Annotated in this window: 24 protein-coding genes; 22 read left to right on the top strand and 2 right to left on the bottom strand. The window is 73.1% G+C overall.

The features are described 5' to 3' along the window. Positions 1 to 96 precede the first annotated feature (96 nt). The 19 genes from ftsH (at position 97) to rplL (ending at position 19,363) form a co-directional block, all read left to right on the top strand. The gene (ftsH, locus tag AC07VC_RS10810) at positions 97 to 2,097 is read left to right on the top strand and encodes an ATP-dependent zinc metalloprotease FtsH (RefSeq protein ID WP_494675278.1); all 2,001 of its coding nucleotides are present in this window, start codon (positions 97 to 99) and stop codon (positions 2,095 to 2,097) included. Positions 2,098 to 2,101: 4 nt separating this feature from the next. Then, a complete protein-coding gene (gene folE, locus AC07VC_RS10805; RefSeq protein ID WP_494675279.1) occupies positions 2,102 to 2,692 on the top strand; it encodes a GTP cyclohydrolase I in 591 nt (196 codons plus the stop codon). A 29-nt stretch (positions 2,693 to 2,721) separates the two neighbouring features. Then, the gene (gene folP / locus AC07VC_RS10800; RefSeq protein ID WP_494676549.1) at positions 2,722 to 3,591 is read left to right on the top strand and encodes a dihydropteroate synthase; all 870 of its coding nucleotides are present in this window, start codon (positions 2,722 to 2,724) and stop codon (positions 3,589 to 3,591) included. A gap of 4 nt (positions 3,592 to 3,595) precedes the next feature. Continuing rightward, a complete protein-coding gene (locus AC07VC_RS10795) occupies positions 3,596 to 4,306 on the top strand; it encodes a DUF3592 domain-containing protein (RefSeq protein WP_494675280.1) in 711 nt (236 codons plus the stop codon). Further along, positions 4,303 to 5,205: a 2-amino-4-hydroxy-6-hydroxymethyldihydropteridine diphosphokinase gene (folK, locus tag AC07VC_RS10790; RefSeq protein ID WP_494675281.1), complete on the top strand. Its 903-nt coding sequence runs from the start codon at positions 4,303 to 4,305 to the stop codon at positions 5,203 to 5,205. Before AC07VC_RS10795 ends, folK begins: the two co-directional genes overlap by 4 nt. Further along, positions 5,202 to 5,684 (top strand): DUF3180 domain-containing protein, encoded by a 483-nt coding sequence (locus AC07VC_RS10785; RefSeq protein WP_494675282.1) that lies wholly within the window; start codon positions 5,202 to 5,204, stop codon positions 5,682 to 5,684. The genes folK and AC07VC_RS10785 overlap by 4 nt, the downstream gene beginning before the upstream one ends. A gap of 32 nt (positions 5,685 to 5,716) precedes the next feature. Further along, positions 5,717 to 6,205 (top strand): PH domain-containing protein, encoded by a 489-nt coding sequence (locus AC07VC_RS10780; RefSeq protein WP_317230302.1) that lies wholly within the window; start codon positions 5,717 to 5,719, stop codon positions 6,203 to 6,205. After that, positions 6,202 to 8,043, top strand: coding sequence for a PH domain-containing protein (locus tag AC07VC_RS10775; protein ID WP_494675283.1), 1,842 nt, complete (start codon positions 6,202 to 6,204; stop codon positions 8,041 to 8,043). Before AC07VC_RS10780 ends, AC07VC_RS10775 begins: the two co-directional genes overlap by 4 nt. Continuing rightward, entirely contained in the window at positions 8,040 to 8,801 is a 762-nt protein-coding gene (locus tag AC07VC_RS10770) for a Rossmann-like and DUF2520 domain-containing protein (RefSeq protein WP_094115251.1), read from the top strand. The genes AC07VC_RS10775 and AC07VC_RS10770 overlap by 4 nt, the downstream gene beginning before the upstream one ends. Positions 8,802 to 8,843: 42 nt before the next feature. After that, the gene (gene panC, locus AC07VC_RS10765) at positions 8,844 to 9,722 is read left to right on the top strand and encodes a pantoate--beta-alanine ligase (RefSeq protein ID WP_494675284.1); all 879 of its coding nucleotides are present in this window, start codon (positions 8,844 to 8,846) and stop codon (positions 9,720 to 9,722) included. A 112-nt stretch (positions 9,723 to 9,834) separates the two neighbouring features. Then, positions 9,835 to 11,382: a lysine--tRNA ligase gene (gene lysS / locus AC07VC_RS10760; RefSeq protein WP_494675285.1), complete on the top strand. Its 1,548-nt coding sequence runs from the start codon at positions 9,835 to 9,837 to the stop codon at positions 11,380 to 11,382. Positions 11,383 to 11,388: 6 nt separating this feature from the next. Beyond that, the gene (locus tag AC07VC_RS10755; RefSeq protein ID WP_258070436.1) at positions 11,389 to 11,514 is read left to right on the top strand and encodes a hypothetical protein; all 126 of its coding nucleotides are present in this window, start codon (positions 11,389 to 11,391) and stop codon (positions 11,512 to 11,514) included. Positions 11,515 to 11,535: 21 nt separating this feature from the next. Beyond that, positions 11,536 to 11,718: a hypothetical protein gene (locus AC07VC_RS10750; RefSeq protein ID WP_104291435.1), complete on the top strand. Its 183-nt coding sequence runs from the start codon at positions 11,536 to 11,538 to the stop codon at positions 11,716 to 11,718. Positions 11,719 to 11,910: 192 nt separating this feature from the next. Further along, the gene (locus AC07VC_RS10745) at positions 11,911 to 14,421 is read left to right on the top strand and encodes an ATP-dependent Clp protease ATP-binding subunit (protein WP_094115255.1); all 2,511 of its coding nucleotides are present in this window, start codon (positions 11,911 to 11,913) and stop codon (positions 14,419 to 14,421) included. A 157-nt stretch (positions 14,422 to 14,578) separates the two neighbouring features. After that, the gene (locus AC07VC_RS10740; protein WP_494675286.1) at positions 14,579 to 15,466 is read left to right on the top strand and encodes an NAD-dependent epimerase/dehydratase family protein; all 888 of its coding nucleotides are present in this window, start codon (positions 14,579 to 14,581) and stop codon (positions 15,464 to 15,466) included. Positions 15,467 to 15,476: 10 nt separating this feature from the next. Continuing rightward, positions 15,477 to 16,454, top strand: a complete 978-nt coding sequence (locus AC07VC_RS10735) for an aldo/keto reductase (RefSeq protein WP_494675287.1) — start codon at positions 15,477 to 15,479, stop codon at positions 16,452 to 16,454. Positions 16,455 to 16,566: 112 nt separating this feature from the next. Beyond that, positions 16,567 to 18,111, top strand: a complete 1,545-nt coding sequence (locus AC07VC_RS10730) for an MFS transporter (RefSeq protein ID WP_494675288.1) — start codon at positions 16,567 to 16,569, stop codon at positions 18,109 to 18,111. 277 nt (positions 18,112 to 18,388) lie between these two features. After that, complete coding sequence (rplJ, locus tag AC07VC_RS10725) at positions 18,389 to 18,904, top strand: 50S ribosomal protein L10 (RefSeq protein ID WP_087196496.1); 516 nt, start codon at positions 18,389 to 18,391, stop codon at positions 18,902 to 18,904. Positions 18,905 to 18,979: 75 nt separating this feature from the next. Further along, positions 18,980 to 19,363: a 50S ribosomal protein L7/L12 gene (gene rplL, locus AC07VC_RS10720; protein WP_012037546.1), complete on the top strand. Its 384-nt coding sequence runs from the start codon at positions 18,980 to 18,982 to the stop codon at positions 19,361 to 19,363. A 114-nt stretch (positions 19,364 to 19,477) separates the two neighbouring features. Here rplL and AC07VC_RS10715 read toward each other — a convergent pair whose 3' ends face one another. Continuing rightward, the gene (locus AC07VC_RS10715) at positions 19,478 to 21,100 is read right to left on the bottom strand and encodes a helix-turn-helix transcriptional regulator (protein WP_494675289.1); all 1,623 of its coding nucleotides are present in this window, start codon (positions 21,098 to 21,100) and stop codon (positions 19,478 to 19,480) included. A gap of 177 nt (positions 21,101 to 21,277) precedes the next feature. On the opposite strand from AC07VC_RS10715, the gene AC07VC_RS10710 reads away from it, so the two are divergent. Further along, entirely contained in the window at positions 21,278 to 21,733 is a 456-nt protein-coding gene (locus tag AC07VC_RS10710; protein ID WP_494675290.1) for a MarR family winged helix-turn-helix transcriptional regulator, read from the top strand. A gap of 64 nt (positions 21,734 to 21,797) precedes the next feature. Then, positions 21,798 to 23,030, top strand: a complete 1,233-nt coding sequence (locus tag AC07VC_RS10705; protein WP_494675291.1) for an MFS transporter — start codon at positions 21,798 to 21,800, stop codon at positions 23,028 to 23,030. Positions 23,031 to 23,067: 37 nt separating this feature from the next. Here the strand turns inward: AC07VC_RS10705 and AC07VC_RS10700 are convergent, their stop codons facing one another. Next, a complete protein-coding gene (locus AC07VC_RS10700; protein WP_494675292.1) occupies positions 23,068 to 24,087 on the bottom strand; it encodes a LacI family DNA-binding transcriptional regulator in 1,020 nt (339 codons plus the stop codon). A 312-nt stretch (positions 24,088 to 24,399) separates the two neighbouring features. On the opposite strand from AC07VC_RS10700, the gene AC07VC_RS10695 reads away from it, so the two are divergent. Continuing rightward, positions 24,400 to 25,761, top strand: coding sequence for an ABC transporter substrate-binding protein (locus tag AC07VC_RS10695; RefSeq protein WP_317229042.1), 1,362 nt, complete (start codon positions 24,400 to 24,402; stop codon positions 25,759 to 25,761). The last annotated feature ends 103 nt before the right edge of the window (positions 25,762 to 25,864 follow it).

Below are 25,864 nucleotides of genomic sequence, written 5' to 3'. Positions count from 1 at the left end.
CGGCCACGCCCAGACAGCCGCTTGTATCCTCGAGACATCTCGTCGCCGTACGGCGCGGCACGGGCAGAAAGGTGTCGGGCCCGCGCCCCTACGCTCATGAACTTCAAGAAACTCCTCCGCAGCCCGATCCTCATCGTCGTCCTCGCCATCGTCGTGGTGTCGGTGGGCTTCAGCCTCATCACCGGATCCGGCTACAAGACCATCACCACGCAGCACGGCCTCGAGCTGATCCAGGACGGCGAGGTCGCCTCCGCCAAGATCATCGACGGCGAGCAGCGCGTGGACCTCACGCTCACGAACGCCGACGGCGACAACGGCACCATGGTGCAGTTCAACTACGTCGCCCAGCGCGGCACCGAGATCGTCGCCGCCATCACGGAGGCCAACCCCGCCGAGGGCTTCGACGACCAGGTGCCGCAGCCGAGCTGGCTGCTGTCGGCGTTCAGCATCCTGCTGCCGCTGCTGCTCATCGGCTTCTTCATCTGGATCATGTTCTCCGGCATGCAGGGCGGCGGGAACCGCGTCATGCAGTTCGGCAAGTCGAAGGCGAAGCTCGCCTCGAAGGACTCCCCGAAGGTGACGTTCGCCGACGTCGCCGGGTCGGACGAGGCCATCGAGGAGCTCGAGGAGATCAAGGACTTCCTCAAGGAGCCCGCCAAGTTCCAGGCCGTCGGCGCCCGCATCCCCAAGGGCGTGCTGCTCTACGGCCCTCCCGGCACCGGCAAGACCCTGCTGGCGCGCGCCGTCGCCGGCGAGGCGGGCGTGCCCTTCTACTCCATCTCCGGATCCGACTTCGTCGAGATGTTCGTGGGCGTGGGCGCGAGCCGCGTGCGCGACCTCTTCGAGCAGGCCAAGCAGAACGCGCCGGCCATCATCTTCGTCGACGAGATCGACGCCGTCGGCCGCCACCGCGGCGCCGGCGTGGGTGGCGGCAACGACGAGCGCGAGCAGACCCTCAACCAGCTCCTGGTGGAGATGGACGGCTTCGACGTCAAGACCAACGTCATCCTCATCGCGGCCACCAACCGGCCCGACGTCCTCGACCCCGCGCTCCTGCGCCCGGGCCGCTTCGACCGCCAGATCGGCGTCGACGCCCCCGACCTGCAGGGCCGCCGGCAGATCCTCGAGGTGCACGGGCGCGGCAAGCCGCTGGCCTCGGGTGTCGACCTCGAAGTCCTCGCGCGGAAGACCCCGGGCTTCACCGGCGCCGACCTGGCCAACGTCCTCAACGAGGCGGCGCTCCTCACGGCGCGCTCCGACGCGCAGCTCATCGACGACCGCGCCCTCGACGAGGCCGTCGACCGCGTCATGGCCGGGCCCCAGCGCCGCAGCCGCATCATGCGCGACCACGAGAAGCTCATCACCGCGTACCACGAGGGCGGTCACGCGCTCGCGGCGGCGGCGATGAACAACACCGACCCGGTGACCAAGGTCACGATCCTGCCCCGCGGCCGCGCCCTCGGCTACACGATGGTGCTGCCGCTGGAGGACAAGTACTCGGTCACCCGCAACGAGCTGCTCGACCAGCTCACGTACGCCATGGGCGGCCGCGTCGCGGAGGAGATCGTGTTCCACGACCCCACCACCGGCGCCTCGAACGACATCGAGAAGGCCACGTCCACGGCCCGCCGCATGGTCACCGAGTACGGCATGAGCGCCAAGGTCGGCTCCGTCAAGCTCGGCTCCAGCTCCGGCGAGCCCTTCCTCGGGCGCGAGCTCGGCGGGGGACGGGACTACTCGGAGGACATGGCCCTCACGGTCGACGCCGAGGTGCGCGCGCTCCTCGACGGCGCCCATGACGAGGCGTGGCAGGTCATCAACGACAACCGCGACGTGCTCGACCACCTGGCCACCGAGCTCCTCGAGAAGGAGACGCTCGACCACGACCAGCTGGCCGCGATCTTCGCCGACGTGCGGAAGCTGCCGCCCCGGCCGCAGTGGCTGTCGAGCGACAAGCGCCCGCTGTCGGACCTGCCGCCCGTGCCCATGCCGCAGAAGGCGCCCATCGACCAGGGCGTCGTCGACGGCGCGGTCGACTCGGAGCCGCCGGCCGGCAAGCCGAAGCGCTCGCCCTTCCCGCGTCCCGCGACGGCCTGACCCGGTGGGCGTCGACAGGGCGCGCATCGAGGCGGCCGTGTCCGAGCTGATCCTGGCCATCGGCGAGGACCCGGGCCGGGAGGGCCTCGCGACCACCCCGGCCCGGGTCGCCGAGGCCTACGGCGAGTTCTTCGCGGGCGTCGGCACGGATCCGCTCCGGCACCTGCGGGAGACCTTCCCGCTCCCGGAGACGGCGGCGGCGCCGCAGCCCGTCATCGTCACGGGCATCGCGTTCCGCTCCATCTGCGAGCACCACCTGCTCCCGTTCACGGGCGTCGCGCACCTGGCGTACGTGCCGGGGGAGCGCATCGTCGGCCTCGGCCGCCTGCCGCGCGTGGTGGACGACCTCGCCTCCCGCCCGCAGATGCAGGAGCGGCTCGGCGAGCAGATCGCCGAGGCGCTCGAGCACGGCCTCGGCGCCCGCGGCGTCGCGGTGATCCTCGACGCGACCCACGGCTGCGTCACCGCGCGCGGCACGCGCCAGGCCGGGAGCACCACCATCACCATCGCCGCGCGCGGTTCGCTCGCCGAGGCGTCCGCGCGCGCGGAGGTGCTCGCGCTGCTGCCCGTCGCCGCCGGCCGGGACCGGCCGTGACCCGCGCCCCGTCGTCCGGCGCGCTCGTGATGGGGATCCTCAACGCCACCCCCGACTCCTTCAGCGACGGCGGACTCCACCTCGCGCTCGACGACGCGCTCGCGCACGCCCGGCGGCTGGTCGCGGCGGGCGCGGACGTCGTCGACGTGGGCGGGGAGTCCACCCGGCCGGGAGCCGGCCGCGTCGACGCCGACGAGGAGCTCGCCCGCGTCCTGCCCGTCGTCCGCGAGCTCGCGTCCGAGGGCCTCGTCGTGAGCGTCGACACCATGCGCGCGGCGACCGCCGAGGCGTGCGTCGCCGCCGGTGCGCGCATCGTCAACGACGTGTCCGGAGGTCTGGCCGACCCGCGGATGGCGGCGGTCGTCGCGGGCGTCGACGTCGACTACGTGGCCATGCACTGGCGGGGCCACAGCGACACGATGGGCGCGCGCGCGACCTACGCGGACACCGTCGGCGAGGTGCGCGACGAGCTGCGCGCCCGCGTCGAGGGGCTCGTCGCCGCCGGGGTGGATCCCGCGCGCATCGTCCTCGACCCGGGCCTCGGCTTCGCGAAGGACGCCGCGCACGACTGGCAGCTCCTCGGATCCCTCGAGGAGTTCACCGGCCTCGGTCACCGCGTGCTCGTCGGCGCCTCCCGCAAGCGCTTCCTCGGGCGCCTGCTGCCCGACGGCGCCGCCGTCGAGGACCGGGACGTGCCTACGGCCGTCGTCAGCGCGCTCGCCGCGCGCGCCGGGGCGTGGGCCGTGCGCGTGCACGACGTCGGATCCACCCGTGCCGCGCTCGCGGTGGAGGGGGCGTGGGCGCGCGGACGCGCCGAGGCCGGGTACGCGACCGCTGCCGCCGGCTCCGCGCGACCGGCCGCCGCCGGGTGGTCGGTCGCCGCCGGTCTGTCAGAGTAGGAGCATGAGCGCCGTGAGCCAGGACCGTGTCGTCGTCTCCCCGCAGGGGCTGCTCGTGCGCATCGCCGTGGCCGCGCTCATCGCCTCGGTGGTCCTCGGCGCCGGGCTGACCTTCCCGGCCGACCTCGCCGGAGGCGCCGCCACGGCCGTCGTGGTCGTGAAGGTCGCGGCCGCCGTGCTCGGCCTCCTCGGGTCGCTCGGCGCCGTCTACGCCTCCGTGGTGCTGCTCTCGCCCGTCCTCACCACCGCGGGAGCCGTCCTCTGGCCGGTCGCCGTGGTGCTCCTCGGCACCGCGCTGGGCATCGTGGGCGCCCTCCCGTTCGCCGCCACGGCCGGCGACGGGGACGCGTCCCACGGCGTCCTCGGTCTCGTCGCCGCGGTGCTCGTCGTCCTCGGCGTCGCCGCCGCCGTCGCGTGGGCCGTCGTGCAGCGCCGCGTGGCGCGCCTCGCCGCCACGGCCCGCCGCGTCACCGAGACGGGCCGCCGGACCGCGGCCATCGTCACCGCCGTGCAGCGCCTCGACGGATCCGGCGACGCCGTCCGCGCGCGCCTCACCGTGGCCTTCACGGATGCCGACGGACGCGACCACCACGTGACCCGCACCGTCACCACCGCCGACCGCCTGCTGCCCGCCGTCGGCGGCAAGCTCCCGCTCTGGTACGACCCGACCGACCCGGGCGACCTCCCCTCCATCGTCGTGGGCCGCTCGTGGTGACCGCCCTCCCGACCGACCGCATCGTCCTCACCGGGCTGCGCGTCCACGCGCACCACGGCGTCTACGCCGCGGAGCGTCGCGACGGGCAGGCGTTCGTGATCGACCTCGAGGTCGCCCTCGACCTCGCCCCCGCGGGCGGCAGCGACGAGCTGGGCCGCACCCTGCACTACGGGGAGCTCGCCGAGGAGGTCGCGGCGGCCGTGGGCGGGGATCCCGTCGACCTCATCGAGACGCTGGCCGAGCGCGTCGCGGCGGTCGTGCTCGCGCACGCCGTCGCCCGGTCCGTGCGCGTCACCGTGCACAAGCCGGACGCGCCGATCGCCGTGCCGTTCGACGACGTCGCCGTCGTGATCGAGCGCGCGTCGACGCTCCCCGCCCCGGGTGCGCCCGTGCGCGCGGTCGTGGCCGTCGGGTCGAACCTCGGCGACCGCCGCGCGACCATCGAGGACGCCGTCGCCCGCATCGGCCGCGTGCCCGGCCTCCGGGTCGTCCGCTCCTCCGAGCTCGTGGAGTCCGTCGCCGTGACGCCCGCCGGGGAGGACCCGACGAAGCCCGGCTACCTCAACGGCGTCGTCCTGGTCGACTCCGGCCTCGGCCCGCACGCGCTCCTCGACGAGCTGGCCGCCATCGAGCGCGACCTCGGCCGCGTGCGCGAGGAGCGCTGGGGCGACCGCACCATCGACCTCGACGTCGTCGCGTTCGGCGACGCGCGGATCCACGACGACCGCCTCACGCTCCCGCACCCGCGCGCCGCCGAGCGCGCCTTCGTCCTCGGGCCCTGGCTGCAGGCGGACCCGGACGCGGAGCTGCCGGGCCGGGGCCGCGTGGACGCGCTGCTGCGGGATCTCGAGGCAGCGGGATCCGCGGGATCCACGGGCCCCGCCGAGGCCGGCCGATGACCCGCACGCGCCCCACCACCCTGGTCGCCCTGCTCATCGCGGGTGCGGCCGTCGGCTGGTTCGCCGAGAACGCGCTCCTCATGAGCGGGCGCGCGCTCCTCATCCCGCCGCTCACCCTCGGCGCCACCCTCCTCATCGTCGGGATCGTCCTGCTCGCGCTCGCCCGCCCCATCCGACGCTCGACGCTCGGCCGCACGCCGGGACGCGTCGACCCCTTCCGCGCCACGCGTGTGGTCCTGCTCGCCAAGGCGTCGGCGCTCGCGGGGGCGCTGCTCACGGGGATCACGGGAGGGGTGCTGGCCTTCGTGCTGGCTCGGCCCGTGCTGCCCGGCGCGTCCTCCGTCGGGCTGGCGGTGGCCGGTACGGTGGGAGCGGTCGTCCTGCTCGTCGCCGGGCTGGTCGCCGAGCACTGGTGCACGGTCCCTCCCGACGACCGGGACGACACGCGTCCCGGGGACCCGGCGCGCGAGCTCTCCTAGGCCCACCGCCGCACCCACCCCGAGGAGCCCCCGTGACCGCGAACGTCGACCCGCACGGCGTCTCGTGGCGCCGCGTCTCCCCGCGCCTCATCGGCGTCGAGCTGGTGGGCGGGGTGATCACCGCCCTCGTCCTCGGCGGCGTCGCCGCCTTCCTGTACGCGGTCGACGCGCCCCGGTGGCTGCCGATCGTGCTGGGCGCCGCGGCGCTCGTCGAGCTCGTGGTGACGCTCGTCGTCGTCCCGCGCCGGGTGCGCGCGATGGGCTACCAGCTGCGCGAGGACGACCTGGTGTTCCGCCGCGGCATCATGTGGACGCGCGTCGTCGCGGTGCCGTACGGCCGGATGCAGCTGGTCGACATCACGCGCGGGCCCGTCGGCCGGGCGCTCGGCCTCGCCGACCTCAAGCTCGTCACGGCGGCGGCGGCCGCGGCCATCCAGATCCCCGGCCTCACGAACGCGGACGCCGAGGAGCTGCGCGACCACCTGGTGGCCCTCGCCGAGACCCGCCGGGCCGGGCTGTGACCGACCCGACGTCGGGGGAGCCGGACCCGGCGCGCGCACCGCGGATCCCGGAGTCCGCGGACGGCTCCGCTGCCGGCCCCGCCGGCCCCGCCGACCCCGCCGGACCCGCCGTCCCCGCCGCGGAGGCGCGCATCGCCGAGGAGCTGACCGACGGCGACTGGCACCGCCTCCACCCCGCCACGCCTCTGTTGCGCGGCGGCATCGTCTTCCTCGTCGTCATTGGCTTCCTCCTGTCGTCCCTGCGCGAGCAGCTCGTGGAGCAGTTCGTGCCCGGTCAGCGCCGCGACGGCGAGCAGGACCTCATCCCGATGCTCGTCGAGACCGGCAGCCTGATCTGGGTGATCCTCGGCCTCCTCGCCTTCACCCTGCTCGCGGTCGGCGTCTCGTACCTGTCGTGGCGCATGCACACGTTCCGCGTCACGGAGGAGACCGTGGAGGTGCGCAGCGGCATCCTCTCGCGCACCAACCGGCGGGCCCGGCTCGACCGGATCCAGGGCGTCAACATCGTGCGACCGGTGGTCGCCCGCCTGATCGGCGCGGCGAAGCTCGAGATCCAGGTGGCCGGCAACGACGCCAACCTGCCGCTGCAGTACCTCCGCTCGCGCGACGCCGACGCGTTCCGGCTGCGGGTCCTCCGCCTCGCGTCGGGCGCGCGCGCCGAGGCGGCCGGGTCCCGTCCCGCTCCCGCGTCCGGCCCGGCCGGCGCCGCACGCGGCTTCGTGGGCGCCCGCGTCGACGACTTCCTGGCGCCCGAGCTCGACCCCGACGCCGCGCCGCCGCAGTCGGTCGTGCGCATCCCGATCCCGCGCCTCGTCGGGGCCGTGCTCCTGTCGGCGCCCACGGTCGTGCTCGTGCTGTTCGTCGTGGTCGGGATCCCGCTCATCGTGCGCTTCGAGGCCTGGTACCTGCTCGTGCCGCTGCTGCCGACCCTCCTCGGCTCCGCCGGCTTCTTCGTGCGGCGCATCACGCGCTCGCTCCGCTACAGCGTCGCCGGCACGCCGGACGGCGTGCGCGTGGGCTTCGGCCTGCTGTCGACGAGCAACGACACCATCCCGCCCGGCCGGATCCACGCGGTCGAGGTCGTCCAGCCGCTCCTCTGGCGGGCCGCCGGCTGGTGGGAGATCCGCATCACGCGCGCCTCGCACTCGTCCGCGCCCGGCGCCGCGGGGCAGCAGAACACCTCGATCCTCCCCGTCGGCGACCGCCGCGACGTGGACCGCGTGCTCGGCCTGGTGCTCCCCGACCTGGTGGGCGAGCAGGCGCTCGCGCTCGTCGACGTGGGCATGACCGGCCGCGGCGGCACCGACGACGGCTTCACGACGTCGCCGCGGCGCGCGCGGATCCTCAAGCCCTTCTCCTGGCGCCGCACCGGGTTCGCGGTCGACGCGTCCGCCTTCCTGATCCGCCGCGGCGTGATCTGGCGCCGCCTCGTGATCGTGCCGCACGCCCGCACCCAGGGCGTCGACCTCACGCAGGGGCCCGTCGACCGTCGCCTCGACCTCGTCTCGGTCCGCGCCGCCACGGTCGCCGGTCCCGTGGACACGCGGCTCGGCGCCATCGACCGCGCGACCGGGATGGAGCTCTCCACCCGCCTGGTCGCGGCCGCGGTCGCCTCCGCCCGCTCCGACACGTCGGCGCACTGGGGTGCGGGGTCGGGGGACTGGCCGGCGCCGGCCTCCGGGACCGCCCCCGCCCCGGAGCCCACCCCCGCCCCGGAGCCCGCCTCCGCCCCGGAGCCCACCCCCGGCCCGGAGCGCAGCCCCGCCCCGGAGACCACTCCGGAGCCCATGCCCGATCCCGCCCCCCGCCACCGCTCCACCCCGGAGGACCCCGCGTGAGCTCCCCGTCCCAGCGCTCCGGGCGCCTCGGCGTCGGCATCGTCGGCGCCGGCCGCGTCGGCCCGGTGCTCGGCGCGGCGCTCGCGGGCGCGGGTCACGCGATCACCGGCATCTCGGCCGTGTCGGCGGCGAGCCGGGAGCGCGCCGACTCGATGCTCCCCGGCGTCCCCGTCCTCGCGATCCCGGAGCTCATCGAGCGCAGCGAGCTCGTCGTCCTCGCCGTCCCGGACGCCGAGCTGCCGGGGCTCGTCGCGGGCCTCGCGGCCACGGGCGCGTGGCAGGCCGGCCAGCTGGTCGTGCACACGTCGGCCGCGCACGGCATCCAGGTGCTCGCGCCCGCGTTCGCCGCCGGCATCATCCCCCTCGCGATCCACCCGGCCATGTCGTTCACCGGCACGAGCATGGACCTCGGCCGCATGGCGGAGAGCTGGTTCGCCGTCACCGCCCCCGCGCCCGTGCTCCCCATCGCGCAGGTGCTCGTGGTGGAGATGGGCGGCGAGCCCGTCGTCGTGGAGGAGCGCGACCGCGCGGCGTACGCCGAGGCCATCGCGACGGCCACGACGTTCTCCACGGCGATCGTCGACCAGGCGGCGGGCCTCCTCGCCGGCATCGGCGTCGAGGAGCCCGGGCGCGTGCTCGGCCCGCTGATCCGCTCCGCCGTGGACGACGCCCTCCGCCGCTCCTCCCCGTCGGGCGGCGCGCGCCTCACCACGCGCGACGTGCCGCCGCCGGCGGACGAGGGCGGCGCGCCGCACTAACCTGGCGTGTCCGCGTCCCGAGCACCCGAGGAGCCCGAAGGCATGTCGAACCCCGCGCCCGCCGTCGTCATCGGCATCGCCGAGCTGCGCGCCCGCATCCGCGACCACCGTTCCGCGCGCGCCGCCGCCGACGAGGCGTCGACCGTCGTGCTCGTGCCCACCATGGGCGCGCTGCACGAGGGGCACCTGGCGCACGCCCGCCGTGCCCGCGAGCTCGGCTCGCTGGTCGTCGTCTCGGTGTTCGTCAACCCGCTCCAGTTCGGCGCCGGCGAGGACCTCGACGCCTACCCCCGCACGCTCGACGCCGACGTCGCCGCCCTCGCGGAGACCGGGGTCGACCTCGTCTTCGCCCCGTCGGCCGCCGAGATGTACCCGGACGGCCCCGCCCGCATCCGCGTCACCGGCGGCTCCGTCGCGCTCACGCTCGAGGGGCGCTCCCGCCCGGGCCACTTCGACGGCATGCTCACGGTCGTGGCGAAGCTGCTGCACATCGCAGCGCCCGACGTCGCCACGTTCGGCCGGAAGGACGCGCAGCAGCTGCACCTCGTCCGCCGCATGGTGCACGACCTCGACCTGCCGGTCCGCATCGAGGACCTGGAGACCGTCCGCGAGCCCGACGGACTCGCCCTCTCCAGCCGCAACCGCTACCTCGACGACCGGGAGCGCCGCGCCGCGCGGGTCCTCCCCGCGGCCCTCGAGGCCGCCCAGAGCGCCGGGTCCCGCGGCATCGACGCCGTCATCGCGGCGGCGCAGTCGGTGGTCATGGGCGAGCCCGCCGTGTCCCTCGACTACTTCCAGGTGGTGGATCCGACCACCTTCGAGACCGTGGACGACGGCTTCCGCGGCGTCGCGCTCGCCGTCATCGCCGCCCGCGTCGGCAGCACGCGCCTCATCGACAACGAGACCGTCGTCATCGCCTGAGCGAGGTCGGGCGACCGCCCGCGCCGCCGTGCCCGGGCCCCGCCGGCACCTGCGAGAATCGAGGAGGCCGACCGGCCGCCCGCCCCCCTGACCCGCGAGGATCCGTCCGCACATGACCGACACCCCCGGAACGCCCGCGACGCCCGCGACCCCCACGGCCACGGCCACGGCCCCCGAGGGGTCCGCCGAGGACATCGCCGAGCAGAAGGCCGTGCGCCTCGCGAAGCGCGACCGCCTCAACGCCGAGGGCGGCCTCGGCGGCGGCGCGTACCCCGTGCAGGTCCCGGTGACCACGACCATCCCGGCCGTCCGCGCGGAGTTCGGGCACCTGGCGCCGGGCGAGGAGACCGACCGCGTGGTCGGCATCGCGGGGCGCGTCGTCCACTACCGCAACACCGGCAAGCTCTGCTTCGCCACGCTCCAGGCGGGCGACGGCACGCGCATCCAGGCCATGATCTCGCTCGCCGAGGTCGGCGAGGACGCGCTCGCGGCATGGAAGGACCTCGTCGACCTCGGCGACCACGTCTTCGTCGCGGGCCGGGTCATCGCCAGCCGCAAGGGCGAGCTGTCCGTCATGGCCGCCGAGTGGCGCATCGCCAGCAAGGCGCTCCTGCCCCTGCCGAACCTGCACTCCGAGCTCTCCGACGAGACCCGCGTCCGCAGCCGCTACCTCGACCTCATCGTGCGCGACCAGGCCCGGAGGAACGTCCTCGACCGGGCACGGGTGAACGCGTCCATGCGCGAGACCTTCCGCCTCCGCGGCTACGTCGAGGTCGAGACGCCCATGCTCCAGGTCATGCACGGCGGCGCCTCCGCGCGCCCGTTCGTCACGCACTCCAACGCGTTCGACACGGAGATGTACCTCCGCATCGCGCCGGAGCTGTACCTGAAGCGCGCGGTGGTCGGCGGCATCGACCGCGTCTTCGAGATCAACCGCAACTTCCGGAACGAGGGCGCCGACTCCACGCACAGCCCCGAGTTCGCGATGCTCGAGGCCTACGAGGCGTACGGCGACTACACCTCCATCGCCGAGCTCACGCAGACGCTCGTGCAGGACGCCGCCATGGCCGTGGCCGGGAGCCACGTCGTCACGTGGGCCGACGGCACGGAGTACGACCTCGGCGGCGAGTGGGACCGCATCTCCATGTACGGCTCGCTGAGCGCGGCGGCCGGCGTCGAGATCACGCCCGCCACCTCCGTCGAGGAGCTGCAGGCCATCGCCGACCGCGAGGGCGTCGTCGTGCCGTTGAGCACGCACGGGAAGCTCGTCGAGGAGCTCTGGGAGCACTTCGTGAAGGGCGGCCTCGAACGCCCGACCTTCGTGCTCGACTTCCCCGTGGAGACCTCCCCCCTCACGCGCGCCCACCGCTCCATCGAGGGCGTCGTCGAGAAGTGGGACCTCTACATCCGCGGCTTCGAGCTGGCCACCGGCTACTCCGAGCTGGTCGATCCGGTCGTGCAGCGCGAGCGCTTCCTCGACCAGGCCCGCCAGTCGGCGCGGGGCGACGACGAGGCGATGCCGCTCGACGAGGAGTTCCTCCGCGCGCTCGAGCACGGCATGCCGCCGTCGGGCGGCATGGGCATGGGGGTCGACCGGCTCCTCATGGCCATCACCGGCCTCGGCATCCGCGAGACCATCCTGTTCCCCCTAGTGAAGTAGGCGACCATGCCCCTCGGACCGAACGGCACCGACCCCAAGAAGCCCACCACCGCGCGCTACGCGCTCTGGATCATCGTCGGCGGCATCGCCGTCGTCATGATCGGCCAGGGCGTCTACGGCATCCTCACGTAGAGCACGGCGTATCCTCCTCACATGGATGCTTTCTGGGCGAGCGCGATCTGGTCGCTCCTCCCCACCCTCGGCGTGGGCCTGATCTTCTGGTTCATCATGCGCGCGGTCATCCAGGCCGACAAGCAGGAGCGGAAGGCGTACGCGGCCATCGAGGCCAAGGAGCGCGCCCGCATGGGCGTGCCCGCGCCCGACGCCGACCGCTAGCCCGCCCGCAGCCCCGCACCGGCACCGGAAGCCGCCCGCGCCTGCCCCGGCGGAGCGCTGCCGGACCGCCTGCCGCACCGCCCGCCGCATCGCGTCACGCCCACGGCGAACAGGGGCATGCACTGCCGGGACCCGTCGTTACTCTCTACATATCGGCACCGGCCCCCTGCCCCGGTGCCCAGGGAGATACAGATGTTCGAGAGATTCACCGACCGCGCTCGTCGCGTCGTCGTCCTGGCCCAAGAAGAGGCCAAGATGCTCAACCACAACTACATCGGGACCGAGCACATCCTGCTCGGCCTCATCCACGAGGGCGAAGGCGTGGCCGCCAAGGCCCTGGAGTCGCTCGGCATCTCCCTCGATGCCGTCCGCGAACAGGTCCAGGACATCATCGGCCAGGGCCAGCAGCAGCCCACGGGTCACATCCCGTTCACGCCGCGCGCGAAGAAGGTCCTGGAGCTGTCGCTCCGCGAGGCCCTCCAGCTCGGCCACAACTACATCGGCACCGAGCACATCCTCCTCGGCCTCATCCGCGAGGGCGAGGGCGTCGCCGCCCAGGTGCTCGTCAAGCTCGGCGCCGACCTCAACCGCGTGCGCCAGCAGGTCATCCAGCTCCTGTCCGGCTACCAGGGCAAGGAGGCGGTCGCCGTCGGCGGCGAGACCCAGCAGAGCGCGCAGGCGGGCAGCACGGTCCTCGACCAGTTCGGGCGCAACCTCACGCAGGCCGCGCGCGACGGCAAGCTCGACCCCGTCATCGGGCGCGAGAAGGAGATCGAGCGCGTGATGCAGATCCTGTCGCGCCGCTCCAAGAACAACCCCGTCCTCATCGGCGAGCCCGGCGTCGGCAAGACCGCCGTCGTCGAGGGCCTGGCGCAGGCCATCGTCAAGGGCGACGTCCCGGAGACGCTGAAGGACAAGCAGCTCTACACGCTCGACCTCGGCTCGCTCATCGCCGGGTCCCGCTACCGCGGCGACTTCGAGGAGCGCCTGAAGAAGGTCACCAAGGAGATCCGCACCCGCGGCGACATCATCACCTTCATCGACGAGATCCACACCCTCGTCGGCGCGGGTGCCGCCGAGGGCGCGATCGACGCGGCCAGCATCCTCAAGCCGCTCCTCGCGCGCGGCGAGCTGCAGACCATCGGCGCCACCACGCTCGACGAGTACCGCAAGCACTTCGAGAAGGACGCGGCCCTCGAGCGCCGCTTCCAGCCGATCCAGGTGCAGGAGCCCTCGCTGCCGCACACGATCAACATCCTCAAGGGCCTGCGCGACAAGTACGAGGCGTTCCACAAGGTGTCCATCACCGACGGCGCCATCGTCTCGGCCGCCAACCTCGCGGACCGCTACATCGCCGACCGGTTCCTGCCGGACAAGGCCATCGACCTGATCGACGAGGCCGGCGCGCGCCTGCGCCTCTCGATCCTGTCGGCGCCGCCGGAGCTGCGCGAGTTCGACGAGCGCATCTCCACGGTCCGCGTGGCCAAGGAGACCGCCATCGAGGACCAGGACTTCGAGAAGGCCGCGAGCCTGCGCGACGAGGAGAAGAACCTCCTCGGCGAGCGCCTCCGCCTCGAGAAGCAGTGGCGCTCGGGCGACGTCCGCACCACCGCCGAGGTCGACGAGGGCCTGATCGCGGAGGTCCTGGCCCAGGCCACGGGCATCCCGGTGTTCAAGCTGACGGAGGAGGAGTCCTCGCGGCTCGTCTTCATGGAGAAGGCGCTGCACCAGCGGGTCATCGGCCAGGAGGAGGCCATCTCGGCTCTCTCCAAGACCATCCGCCGCACCCGCGCGGGCCTCAAGGACCCGCGTCGTCCCTCGGGATCGTTCATCTTCGCCGGCCCCACGGGCGTCGGCAAGACCGAGCTCGCGAAGGCCCTGGCGGAGTTCCTGTTCGACGACGAGGACGCCCTCATCTCGCTCGACATGAGCGAGTACGGCGAGAAGCACACCGTGAGCCGCCTCTTCGGCGCCCCTCCCGGGTTCGTGGGCTTCGAGGAGGGCGGTCAGCTCACCGAGAAGGTGCGCCGCAAGCCGTTCTCCGTGGTGCTGTTCGACGAGATCGAGAAGGCCCACCCGGACATCTTCAACTCGCTCCTCCAGATCCTGGAGGAGGGGCGCCTGACGGATGGCCAGGGTCGCGTCGTCGACTTCAAGAACACGGTCATCATCATGACCACCAACCTCGGCACCAAGGACATCACGGGTGCCCCGGTCGGGTTCCAGGTCGAGAACAACGCCGCGAACTCGTACGAGCGCATGAAGGGCAAGGTCAGCGAGGAGCTGAAGAAGAACTTCAAGCCCGAGTTCCTCAACCGCGTGGACGACACCATCGTGTTCCCGCAGCTGTCGAAGCCCGAGCTGCTCCAGATCGTCGACCTGTTCGTGAAGCGCCTGTCGGACCGCATGATGGACCGCGACCTGACGATCACGCTCGAGACCGCCGCGAAGGAGCGCCTCATCGAGGTCGGCTTCGACCCGTCGCTCGGTGCCCGGCCGCTCCGCCGCGCCGTGCAGCACGAGATCGAGGACCGCCTGTCGGAGCGCATCCTGCAGGGCGAGCTCAACGCGGGCGACCACGTGCACGTGGACTACGTGGACGGGCAGTTCACGTTCCTCACCACGCAGCGCGAGGGCCTGCCGGTCGCGGCCGGCATCGGCACGGGGCCGAGCACCCCGGACCTCGCCATCACCAGCGACTAGGCACCGGCTCCGCACCGACGGCCCGTCGTCCCCGAGAGGGGGCGGCGGGCCGTCGCCGTGTCCGGGCATCCGCCGAGCGGCGCCCGGCTGTCGCGTCCGTCCGCCGCGGGGCAGGATGGACGGGGGCGGAACCGCCCCACAAAGGAGATGCTCGCTGATGAGAATTGCCGTCACCGGAGGCTCGGGGAAGCTCGGCCGCCACGTCGTGGCCGACCTGCGCGCCCACGGACGCGAAGTCACCAACATCGACCAGGTGGGGGAGCGCGGATCCGGCTACGTCCGCGTCGACACCACCGACTACGGCCAGGTCGTCGACGCCGTGTTCGGCGTCCAGGACCTGCACGACGGGTTCGACGCGATCGTGCACCTCGCCGCGATCCCGGCCCCCGCGATCCTGAGCGACGTGGCCACCTTCCACAACAACATGCTCACGAGCTTCAACGTGTTCCAGGCCGCGCGCCGGGCGGGCATCACGAAGATCGTCTACGCGTCGAGCGAGACCGTGCTCGGCCTGCCGTTCGACGTGCCGCCGCCGTACCTCCCCGTGGACGAGGAGTACCCGGCGCAGCCGAACAGCACCTACTCGCTGGTGAAGCACCTCGAGGAGCAGATGGCCATCGAGCTCTGCCGCTGGGATCCGGAGCTGCAGGTCACGGCGCTGCGGTTCTCGAACGTCATGGACGTCGACGACTACGACGCGTTCCCCGGCTACGACGCCGACGCGCTCGCGCGGAAGTGGAACCTGTGGGGCTACATCGACGGCCGCGACGGCGCGCAGGCGGTCCGCAAGGCGCTCGAGCACGACGGCCGCGGCTTCGACCGCTTCATCGTCGCCAACGCCGACACGGTGATGAGCCGCTCGAGCGCCGAGCTCGCCGCGGAGGTGTTCCCGGGCGTCGAGGTCACCCGGGAGCTGGGGGAGCACGAGACCCTGCTGTCCATCGACAAGGCGCGCCGGATCCTCGGCTACGAGCCCGAGCACACCTGGCGCGACCACGCGCCGGCCGAGACGGGCGACGACCCGGTCGCCGGTCACCCGTCGTGAGGGCCGCGTCATGAGGTACGTCCGCCTCGGCAGCACGGGCACCGAGGTCTCGGCCCTGGCCCTCGGCTGCATGAGCTACGGCGAGCCGACGCGCGGCGGCCACGCGTGGACGCTCCCGGAGGAGGACTCGCTCCCGCTGATCCGCCGTGCGGTGGAGCTCGGCATCACCTTCTTCGACACCGCGAACGTGTACTCCGACGGGTCGAGCGAGGAGATCACGGGCCGGGCCCTGAAGGAGCTCACGCGGCGCGAGGAGGTGGTCATCGCCACCAAGGTGCACGGCGCCATGGGGGAGGGGCCGAACTCGCGCGGGCTGTCGCGGAAGCACATCATGTGGCAGATCGACGAGAGCCTCCGGCGCCTCGGGACCGACTACGTGGACCTCTACCAGATCCACCGGTTCGACCCCGCGACCCCGCTGGAGGAGACGCTCGAGGCGCTCGACGACCTCGTGCGCGCCGGCAAGGTGCGCTACCTCGGCGCCTCCTCGATGGACGCGTGGCGCTTCTCGAAGGCGCTGCACCTCCAGCGGGCGAACGGCTGGGCGCGGTTCGTCACCATGCAGGACCACTACAACCTCGTGAACCGGGAGGAGGAGCGCGAGATGCTGCCCCTCTGCGAGGACGAGGGCGTCGGATCGCTGCCGTGGAGCCCGCTCGCGCGCGGGCGGCTCACGCGCGACTGGGACGCGACGACCGACCGGAGCGCGACGGACGAGTTCGGCAAGACGCTCTACGCGGCCCAGGAGGACTCGGACCGCCGGGTCGCCGCGGCCGTCGCGGAGGTGGCCGAGGCGCGCGGGATCCCGCGGGCGCAGGTGGCGCTCGCGTGGGTGTCGCGGAACCCCGTCGTCACCGCGCCCATCGTGGGCGGCACGAGGGTGTCGCACATCGAGGACGCGGTCGCATCCCTCGACCTCGAGCTCACGGACGACGAGGTCGCCCGGCTCGAGGAGCACTACGTGCCGCACGCGGTCGTCGGGTACTGAGCGCCGTCCGGACGGCCCCGCGGGGTCGTCCGGACGCCCTCCCCGCACCCCTGGGCGCCGAGCGCATGCGCGAGTAGCGTCGCCGTCACACCACGACGGCGAGGGGATCGACATGACCGGCGACGGGCTCTCCACCATCCGCACCGACATCCCCGCGCGGATGGACCGCCTGCCGTGGGCGCGCTGGCACTGGCTCATCGTGGTGGGGCTCGGCACCGTCTGGATCCTCGACGGTCTCGAGGTCACCATCATCGGCGCGATCGGCAGCCGCCTCACCGACCCCGAGGCGGGCCTCGGCCTGTCGCCGTCGGACATCGGCCTCGCCGCGGCGATCTACGTCGCGGGCGCGTGCGCCGGCTCGCTCGTCTTCGGCTACCTCACCGACCGCTTCGGCCGGAAGAGGCTGTTCATCGCGACGCTCGGCCTGTACCTGCTCGCCACCGTCGCCACGGCGTTCTCGTTCAACCCCGTCTTCTTCTTCGTCTGCCGGTTCCTCACGGGCGCGGGCATCGGGGGAGAGTACGCGGCCATCAACTCCGCCATCGACGAGCTGATCCCCGCCCGGCGCCGCGGCATGGTCGACCTCGCCATCAACGGCTCGTACTGGCTGGGCGCGGCCTTCGGTGCGGTCATCTCCGTGCTGCTGCTGAACGAGTCCTTCCTCGCCGCCGACGTCGGCTGGCGCGTGGCCTTCGGCCTGGGCGCCGTCCTCGGCGTCGTGATCCTCCTGGTGCGCCGGAACGTGCCCGAGTCGCCGCGCTGGATGTTCATCCACGGGAAGGACGAGGAGGCGGAGCGCCTCGTGGGGGAGATCGAGACGACCATCGAGGAGGAGACCGGCTCCCGGCTCCCGGCGACGGACCCCGACGAGGACCTCCTCGAGATCCGCCAGCGCCGCAGCATCGGCTTCGGCGAGATCGCCCGGGTGGCGGTCACGCGCTACCCGAAGCGGTTCGTGCTGGGCCTGTCGCTGTTCACCGGGCAGGCGTTCCTCTACAACGCGGTCTTCTTCACCTACTCGCTCGTGCTCAGCCAGCTCCTCGACGTGCCGGACGACGTGGTGCCGTGGGCGCTCGTGCCCATCGCGCTCGGCAACTTCGCCGGGCCGCTGACCCTCGGGCGCCTGTTCGACAGCATCGGCCGGAAGGTCATGATCTCGATCTCCTACATCGGCTCCGGGGTGCTCCTCGTCGTGACGGCGCTGCTCTTCCGGGCGGAGGTGCTCGATCCCGTCTCCCTCACCGCCTGCTGGGTCGTCGTGTTCTTCCTCGCGTCGTGCGGAGCGAGCGCGGCGTACCTGACCGTGAGCGAGATCTTCCCCATGGAGACGCGCGCCATGGCGATCGCCTTCTTCTACGCGCTGGGCACGGGCCTCGGCGGGATCGTCGGCCCGCTGCTGTTCGGCCGGCTCGTGGAGGACAGCATCGGCGCCGTCGCGAACGGCTACCTGATCGGCGCGGGGCTGATGATCGGCGCGGGTCTCGTCGAGGCATTCCTCGGCGTGGAGGCGGCCGGCCGGTCGCTCGAGGACATCGCGGCGCCGCTCAGCTCCACGGAGGGGGCGTCCGCCGGTGGCGACACGGCCGGGGACCGCTCCGCGGCGGACGGTGCGGCGGGCGGAGCGACGGGCGACGAGCGGGGATCCGGTCGCGGCTGAGCCGACTTGCGCGGCGCCCGCCGAGCCCCTACTCTGAACGGAGCCACAGACCGCTGGTCGTCGGCGTGCTCCCGTGAGGGGATGCGTCGGACGAAGGTTCACTCAGGTGAAGGCCCGCGCAGGTGATCGAAGCACGATGCAGCGCATGCCCCGAGGGCCTGCGCGACACTCCCGCTCCGGCCTCCTGTGCCGGAGCGTTTCTCATGTGTGCAGCCGGGGGCTGCCAGCACCTCGCACCGCTTCCGCGGTGTCGGGGAACCACGTGATAAGGAGTGCCATGGCGAACAAGGAAGCCTCGGTCGCCGAGCTCGCGGACAAGTTCCGCAGCTCGAACGCCGTACTGCTCACCGAGTACCGCGGTCTCACCGTTGCCCAGCTCAAGCAGCTGCGGAAGAGCATCAGTGCAGACGCGACCTACGCCGTGGTGAAGAACACGCTGACCAAGATCGCGGCGAACCAGGCGGGGATCTCGTCGTTCGACGACGAGCTCGTCGGCCCGTCCGCGATCGCGTTCGTGCACGGCGACACCGTCGCCGTCGCGAAGGCGCTGCGCACCTTCACCAAGGCCAACCCTCTTCTCGTCGTGAAGGGCGGTTACTTCGACGGCAACCCCCTGACGGCGGACGAGGTGAACAAGCTCGCCGACCTCGAGTCGCGGGAGGTGCTGCTGGGCAAGCTCGCCGGCGCCTTCAAGGCCTCGCTCTTCGGCGCGGCGTACCTGTTCAATGCACCGCTCTCGCAGGCCGTACGCACCGTCGAGGCGCTGCGCGAGAAGCAGGAATCGGCTCAGTAGCACCCCTCGGGTCCCGTTCCCGGGGCGCGATGCACTGAACCCACGAGACACCACACCAACCCAAGGAGATACATCATGGCAAAGCTCTCTAACGACGAGCTCATCGAGGCCTTCAAGGAGCTCACGCTCATCGAGCTCAGCGACTTCGTCAAGAAGTTCGAGGAGGTCTTCGAGGTCACCGCCGCGGCCCCCGTCGCCGCTGCCGCCGCCCCCGGCGCCGCTGCCCCCGCCGAGGAGGTCGAGGAGAAGACCGCGTTCGACGTCATCCTCGAGGCTGCCGGCGACAAGAAGATCCAGGTCATCAAGGAGGTGCGCGCCCTCACGAGCCTCGGTCTCGGTGAGGCGAAGGCCCTCGTCGACGGAGCCCCCAAGGCCGTCCTGGAGGGCGCCAACAAGGAGGCCGCCGACAAGGCCAAGGCCCAGCTCGAGGCCGCGGGCGCGACGGTCACCGTCAAGTAGCTCGCACCACCGCACAGCGCTCAGGGCGCCGATCCCCCCGGGGGTCGGCGCCCTGCGTCGTCCCCGGGGCCGACGCCGGTGGGCCCGGGGCGCCGGTCGGCCCGAGGGGCCGGGTCAGGCGGAGGTGTCCGGGCGGAGGTCGTGGCCGAGCGCACGGGCCCGCTCGACGGCCTCCGCGCGGCTGGACGCCTCGAGCTTCCGGTACACGCTCCGCACGTGCGACTTCACCGTGTTGGGGGAGATGAAGAGCCGGCCCGCGATCTGCGCGACGGTCAGCCCGTCGGCGAGGCACGCGACGATCACGCGCTCGCGCTCGCTCAGCGGGTCGATGCGCACCGCCGCCGCGGGCCCGCGGTCGGCCCGCATGCCCTCGAGCATCCGTCGCACCTCCGGGAGCTGGTCGCGGTCCAGCGCACGCTCGAGCAGGGCGGCGGAGGCGGCGGCGGGGAAGACCGCGAACGGCCGGAGGATCCCCGTCGAGGTGGCGAGGCGGGCCGCCTGGTCGTAGGCGTGGTCGCCGCGGGCCGGGTCGCCCAGGCCGCTGTGGGCGGCCGCGACCACGAGCAGCACGTCGCCGAGGGTCCGGCCCGAGTGGGCGTCGCCGAGCTCCAGGCAGTCCGCCATCTCCGTGAGGGCGCCCTGGTGGTCGTCCGCGAGCACCCGCAAGCGGCCCGCGACCATGGCCGGGCACGTCGAGTGGCGCTCGGTCGGGGTCAGGGTGCGCACCAGGTCCCAGGCCGCCGCCGTCTGGCCGAGGTGCGCCAGCAGCGAGGCGCGTAGGGAGTCGCGCATGACCGGCAGCGGCCCCTGCTCCGGCCAGGCCGTGCCGAGGTCGTGGAGGCGTCGGAGGTGGTCGAGCGCGTCGAGCCGGAGGCCGTGGATCGCGGCGACCGTCGCCTCCGCGTACAGCCCGAGGAGCTCCCAATCCGTGCCGGTGCACGCCGGCCGGAGGTCGTCGAGGAGGGCGAGCGCGTCCTCGCGACGCGTCTCGTCCACCGCGAGGAGCGTCGCCGCGATCTCGGCGGGCGCGCGGAACCCGCTGCGCGCGAGCGCGGGACCCGCCTCCTCGTCGACCAGGAGGGCCCGCGCGCGGTCGACCAGGTCGCGCGCCTCCGCGATCTCGCCCAGGCAGTAGGCGACGTAGGCGAGCGCGCCGCGGCACTCGAGCCGGTCCGTGATCACGAGGTGGCGCGCGGCGAGCGCCTCGGCGGTGCGCAGCTCGTCCCGTGCGGCCGTGAAGGCGCCGAGGTGGACGAGCACGAGGCCGTGCTGGAGCGCGACGGCGGCCTGCAGCGAGATGCGGGTGCCGAGCGGCAGGCCCCGCTCCGTGTCGAGGATGCGGCGCGCCTCACGGAGCGATGCGCGCGCCTCGTCGAGACGGCCCACCCGGCGGTCGCCCGCGGCGCGGTGCGCGAGCACCCCGGCGCGCACGATCGGGGGCGGCGGCGGGTCCTCGGTGAGCAGGAGGTCGACGGCGGAGCGGTAGGGGAGGATCGCGCGGCGGTCGGTCTCGGACGTGCCGCGGTAGGTGGCGGCGATGCCCGCGACCAGCCATGCGTCGTGCTCCCACGCCGACGGCGCGATGCGGTCGTAGAGCTCCCGGACGCGATGCGGGTGCAGGTCGACGTGCCGTGGCCATGCCGTGGCCATGGCGCGCGCGGCCGCCGCGTCGTCCCCTCGGGCGAGCGCCTCGTCGACGGCGCGCTCCAGCGCCTCGACGGTCGTGGTCTCGGCCATGGCGGCTCCTGCGGGCGGTGGCCGGAGCGGATCCGGCCCTAGGGGTCTCACGCTAGATCCCCGACGGGCGCGTCGCGGCCGCGGACGCCATCCGGTGTCCCGGGACGGACCCCCAGCTCGGGGGTGCCCGCCCGCGACCCGCTCGACACATGCATAGCCTTGCTATACGATTGACCCATGACGACGACGGCACCGGATCTCCGCGCGGTCCTCGGCGACCTGGTCACGGCCGGTCACCGGCTCACGCGCCTCGCCGCGCACGAGGTCGGCGGCACCAGCTCGCCCGCCGTGTGGCGGACGCTCTCGGTGCTCGTCACGTGGCCCGGCGGCATGCGCCTCGGCGCGCTGGCCGAGCGCAGCCGGGTCTCGCAGCCCACGACCACCAAGATCGTGCGCTCGCTGGTCGGCCAGGGGTGGATCGCGCAGGTCACGGACCCGTCCGACGCCCGCGCGACGCTCCTCGAGATCACGCCCGACGGACGCGCCGCGCTCGACGACTGGCGCGACCGGCTCGCGACCGCCCTCGTCCCGCGCTTCGCCGACCTGCCGGCCGACGACGTGGCCGTGCTCGCGCGCGCCGTCGAGCTCGTCATGGCGCGCCTCGACGGCGCCCCCGCGCCCGCCGACGCCTGACCGCACCACCGGCCGCACCCCGGCCATCCCACCCGCACCGATCCCAGGAGGCGACACCGCACCCGTGTCCACCCAGCCGCACGCGTCGTTCCGCGACATCTTCCGCCAGCCCCGATCCGTCTTCGCCGTCGCCTTCGCGTGCGTCATCGCGTTCATGGGCATCGGGCTCGTCGACCCGATCCTCCCCGCCATCGCGGAGAGCCTCGACGCCACCGCCACGCAGACCGAGCTGCTGTTCACGAGCTACCTGCTCGTCACCGGCCTCGCCATGCTCATCACCAGCTGGATCTCCAGCCGCATCGGCGCCAAGCGCACCCTCCTCATCGGCCTCGCGATCATCGTCGTCTTCGCCGCCGCCGCCGGCCTCTCGCAGGACGTGGAGTCGGTCATCGGCTTCCGCGCCGGGTGGGGCCTCGGCAACGCGCTCTTCATCTCGACGGCCCTCGCCACCATCGTCGGCTCGGCCTCGGGCGGCACGGCCTCGGCGATCATGCTCTACGAGGCGGCGCTCGGCCTCGGCATCGCGGTCGGCCCGCTGCTCGGCGGCCTCCTCGGCAGCTGGAGCTGGCGCGGCCCGTTCTTCGGCACCGCGACCCTCATGGCGGTCGGCTTCATCGCGATCCTCGCGCTGCTCGGCAGGGACGACGCGCCCCGGTCGCCGATGCGCCTGTCCGCGCCCCTGCGGGCCCTGCGCACGCCCGCGCTCGCGGTGCTGGCGGCCGCCGCGCTGTTCTACAACATCGGCTTCTTCGTGCTCCTCGCCTACACGCCGTTCCCCCTGGGGTTCGACGCGATCGGCCTCGGCCTCACCTTCTTCGGCTGGGGCGTCGGCCTCGCCGTCACCTCCGTGCTCGTCGCACCGCTGCTGACCCGGAGGATGGCGCGCACGTCGGTCCTCCGCCTCGTGCTGCCGCTGCTCGCCGTCGACCTGGCCGCGGCGGGCCTCGTGGTCCGGTCGGCGCCCGGGCTCGTGGTGTGCGTCATCGTCGGCGGGCTCCTCCTCGGGGTCCTCAACACCGTCCTCACCGAGTGCGTGATGGAGGCCACCGACCACCCGCGGAGCGTCGCCTCGTCCGCCTACTCCTCGGTGCGGTTCCTCGGCGGCGCCATCGCGCCGCCCGCGGCCACGGAGCTCGCGCGGCTCTTCACCGACTCCGCGCCGTACTACGCCGCCGCCGGATCCGTGCTGGTCGCCCTGGTGATCGTCGTGGCCGGCCACCGCTGGCTCCGCCGCGTGGACGCGCAGTCGGTGGACGCCCTCGAGGAGGCGCAGGCGGTCACCGCCGGCGACGCCTGACCGCTCCTCGCCCGCCCGTCCCCGGTCCCGCCCGCGCTCAGCGCGTCGTCGGGGCCGGGGGCGCGGTCGTGCTGGTGCGCGCGGCGAAGTCCACGGGCATGGTCACGGTGCGCTCCGCGGCCCCGCCCGGCGCGAGCCCCTCGAGCACCATGCCCACCGCGCCCCGCCCCTGCAGCCGGGGGTGCTGCTGCACGGTCGTGAGCCCGAAGAGGGGCGCGAGCGCGTGCCCGTCGATGCCCGCGACGGACAGCTCGGCCGGGACGGGGATCCCCAGCTGCCGCGCCGCGAGGATCGTCCCGATCGCGATCTCGTCGGAGGCCGCGAAGACCGCCGTCGGCCGCGTCCGCGGATCGGCGAGGAGCGCCATGGCCGAGCGGAACCCGCCGTCGATCGAGAACTCGGCCGTCGCGAAGCGCGCCTCCAGGCCGCGCGGATCCGAGTCGATGGCCGCCCGGTAGCCCGCGAGCCGCTTCTCGTGCACGAAGAACGCCATCTGCGCGTGGAGGTCGCCGCCGAGGTGCACGACGCGCGCGTGCCCGAGGCTCAGGAGGTGCTCGGTGGCGAGCCGCGCGGCCGCCTCGTCGTCGATGCTGAGGGTGCTCATGCCCTCGACGGGCCCGCCGATGCCGACGAGCGGCTTGTCGAGGGAGCGGAGGCGCACGACCTCCGCGGGCGTGAGGGCCACGCTCACGGCGATGACCGCGTCCACGCGCTTGCGCACGAGGAAGTACTCGAAGACCTTCCGGCGCTGCTCGGGGTCGTCGGTGAGGCGGTACAGCGTGAGGTCGTAGTCGGCCTCGATGAGCGCCTCCTCGATGCCCTCGAGGAGCTCCGCGAAGAACCAGCGGTTGATGAACGGCAGCACCACGCCCACGTTCTTGGACTGCCCGGTCACGAGGCTCGACGCGTTCGAGGACACGACGTAGCCGATCTCGGCGGCCGCCTCGGAGACCCGGGCCCGCGTGGCGGGGGAGACGTAGCCCCGGCCGCTGAGCGCGCGGGACGCCGTGGCCTTCGAGACCCCGGCCAGGCGCGCGACGTCGGCGATGGCGCTCATCGCGCTCCCTCCCTCGGGTCCCGCGGCGCCCCGTCGCGCCGGACGCGCGCACTGGAAGCGGTTCCAGGAAGCGCGGGGGCCGAATCCGATGATGGACCATCGGCACCGGCGGCGCACGCGCCGTGCCGGAGAAGTAGACCGATTCGTTACCTGATCCGGCTTGCCGTCGCCTGCGAGCTCCCCTACATTGACCTGTGGAACCGGTTCCCTACAGCAGGGGAGATCGACCAGGCGACGGCGCCTCACCCGCCGACGCACGCAGGACAGGACGGCGGGGTGGACCCGCATCCACTCGATGAAGAGGAGACGCACATGGGCCACGCCCTATTCCGACGTCGCTTCGCGGCACCCCTCGCAGCGGTCGGCATCGCCGGCCTCGCGCTCACGGGCTGCACGGGCGACATCGCGGCCGAGGACGCCGCGGACACCGACTGCTCGCCGTACTCGTCGTACGGCACGTTCGACGGCGCCGAGGTCAGCATCGGCGGCACCATCCAGGACGACGAGGCCGACCGCCTCGTCGAATCCTGGAAGGACTTCCAGACCTGCACGGGCATCACCGTGAACTACCAGGGCACCAAGGAGTTCGAGGCGCAGATCGCCGTCCTCGCCGAGGGCGACTCCGCCCCCGACATCGGCATCATCCCGCAGCCCGGCCTCTTCAACGTGCTCGCGTCGAAGGGCTACCTGCAGGCCGCCCCCGCCGCGGTGGAGGAGAACGTCGACGCCAACTGGTCCCCCGACTGGAAGGGCTACGGCACCGTCGACGGCACCTTCTACGGCGCGCCGCTCATGGCGAGCGTCAAGGGCTACGTCTGGTACTCCCCGTCGGAGTTCGAGGAGAAGGGCTACGAGGTCCCGAAGACGACCTCCGAGCTCATGGACCTCACGGCGGCCATCGCGGCCGACGGCGACCACAAGCCGTGGTGCGTCGGCATCGGCTCCGGCGACGCCACCGGCTGGCCGGGCACCGACTGGATCGAGGACTACGTCCTCCGCGAGGCGGGCCCGGAGACCTACGACAAGTGGGTCACGCACGAGATCCCGTTCAACGACCCGGCCATCGCCGCGGCGTTCGACAGCGTGGGGGAGATCATCAAGAACCCCGACTACGTCAACGGCGGCCTGGGCGACGTCTCGTCCATCATCTCCACCGAGTTCGGCGACGCCGGCCTCCCCATCCTCGAGGGCGAGTGCTCGCTGCACCACCAGGCCTCGTTCTACGAGGGCTTCTGGAAGAAGGCCGACGGCACCGACGCGAAGGTCTCGCCCGACGGCGACGTCTACGCGTTCCTCCTGCCGCCCACGAACGAGGGCGACGCCACGGCGGTCACCGGCGGCGGCGAGCTCGTCGGCGCCTTCAAGTCGAGCGACGAGATCACCGCGGTGCTCTCCTACCTGTCCAGCGACACCTGGGCGAACAACCGGGTCTCGCTCGGCGGCGTCATCAGCGCGAACACGGGGCTCGACCCCGCGAACGCGTCGAGCGACATCCTGAAGCAGAGCATCGAGATCCTGCAGGACCCGAACGCCACGTTCCGGTTCGACGGCTCGGACCTCATGCCCGGCGCGGTCGGCACTGACTCCTTCTGGAAGGGCATCGTCGGCTGGCTGAGCGGCGACTCCACCCAGAAGACGGTCGACGCCATCGAGTCGAGCTGGCCCGCGTCCTGATCCACCGCCGGCCCTGACCGGGCCGGCACCGGTCCCCGCCTTTCTCTTATACACCTCTGACGCTGCCGACGACCTTGCCTAGGTGTAGATCTCGGTGGTCCGT

It is taken from the genome of Clavibacter sp. GW821-FHT01D01 (assembly GCF_059422605.1).
The sequence above is the reverse complement of the archived record's forward strand: the minus strand, read 5'-3'. Positions and strand labels throughout refer to the sequence as shown.

Coding starts and splice junctions, on each gene's coding strand:
- ftsH (WP_494675278.1), top strand. CDS start 97: ATGAACTTCAAGAAACTCCTCCGCAGCCCGATCCTCATCGTCGTCCTC.
- folP (WP_494676549.1), top strand. CDS start 2,722: ATGGGGATCCTCAACGCCACCCCCGACTCCTTCAGCGACGGCGGACTC.
- AC07VC_RS10795 (WP_494675280.1), top strand. CDS start 3,596: ATGAGCGCCGTGAGCCAGGACCGTGTCGTCGTCTCCCCGCAGGGGCTG.
- AC07VC_RS10785 (WP_494675282.1), top strand. CDS start 5,202: ATGACCCGCACGCGCCCCACCACCCTGGTCGCCCTGCTCATCGCGGGT.
- panC (WP_494675284.1), top strand. CDS start 8,844: ATGTCGAACCCCGCGCCCGCCGTCGTCATCGGCATCGCCGAGCTGCGC.
- lysS (WP_494675285.1), top strand. CDS start 9,835: ATGACCGACACCCCCGGAACGCCCGCGACGCCCGCGACCCCCACGGCC.
- AC07VC_RS10755 (WP_258070436.1), top strand. CDS start 11,389: ATGCCCCTCGGACCGAACGGCACCGACCCCAAGAAGCCCACCACCGCG.
- AC07VC_RS10750 (WP_104291435.1), top strand. CDS start 11,536: ATGGATGCTTTCTGGGCGAGCGCGATCTGGTCGCTCCTCCCCACCCTC.
- AC07VC_RS10745 (WP_094115255.1), top strand. CDS start 11,911: ATGTTCGAGAGATTCACCGACCGCGCTCGTCGCGTCGTCGTCCTGGCC.
- AC07VC_RS10740 (WP_494675286.1), top strand. CDS start 14,579: ATGAGAATTGCCGTCACCGGAGGCTCGGGGAAGCTCGGCCGCCACGTC.
- AC07VC_RS10735 (WP_494675287.1), top strand. CDS start 15,477: ATGAGGTACGTCCGCCTCGGCAGCACGGGCACCGAGGTCTCGGCCCTG.
- AC07VC_RS10730 (WP_494675288.1), top strand. CDS start 16,567: ATGACCGGCGACGGGCTCTCCACCATCCGCACCGACATCCCCGCGCGG.
- rplJ (WP_087196496.1), top strand. CDS start 18,389: ATGGCGAACAAGGAAGCCTCGGTCGCCGAGCTCGCGGACAAGTTCCGC.
- rplL (WP_012037546.1), top strand. CDS start 18,980: ATGGCAAAGCTCTCTAACGACGAGCTCATCGAGGCCTTCAAGGAGCTC.
- AC07VC_RS10715 (WP_494675289.1), bottom strand. CDS start 21,100: ATGGCCGAGACCACGACCGTCGAGGCGCTGGAGCGCGCCGTCGACGAG.
- AC07VC_RS10710 (WP_494675290.1), top strand. CDS start 21,278: ATGACGACGACGGCACCGGATCTCCGCGCGGTCCTCGGCGACCTGGTC.
- AC07VC_RS10700 (WP_494675292.1), bottom strand. CDS start 24,087: ATGAGCGCCATCGCCGACGTCGCGCGCCTGGCCGGGGTCTCGAAGGCC.
- AC07VC_RS10695 (WP_317229042.1), top strand. CDS start 24,400: ATGGGCCACGCCCTATTCCGACGTCGCTTCGCGGCACCCCTCGCAGCG.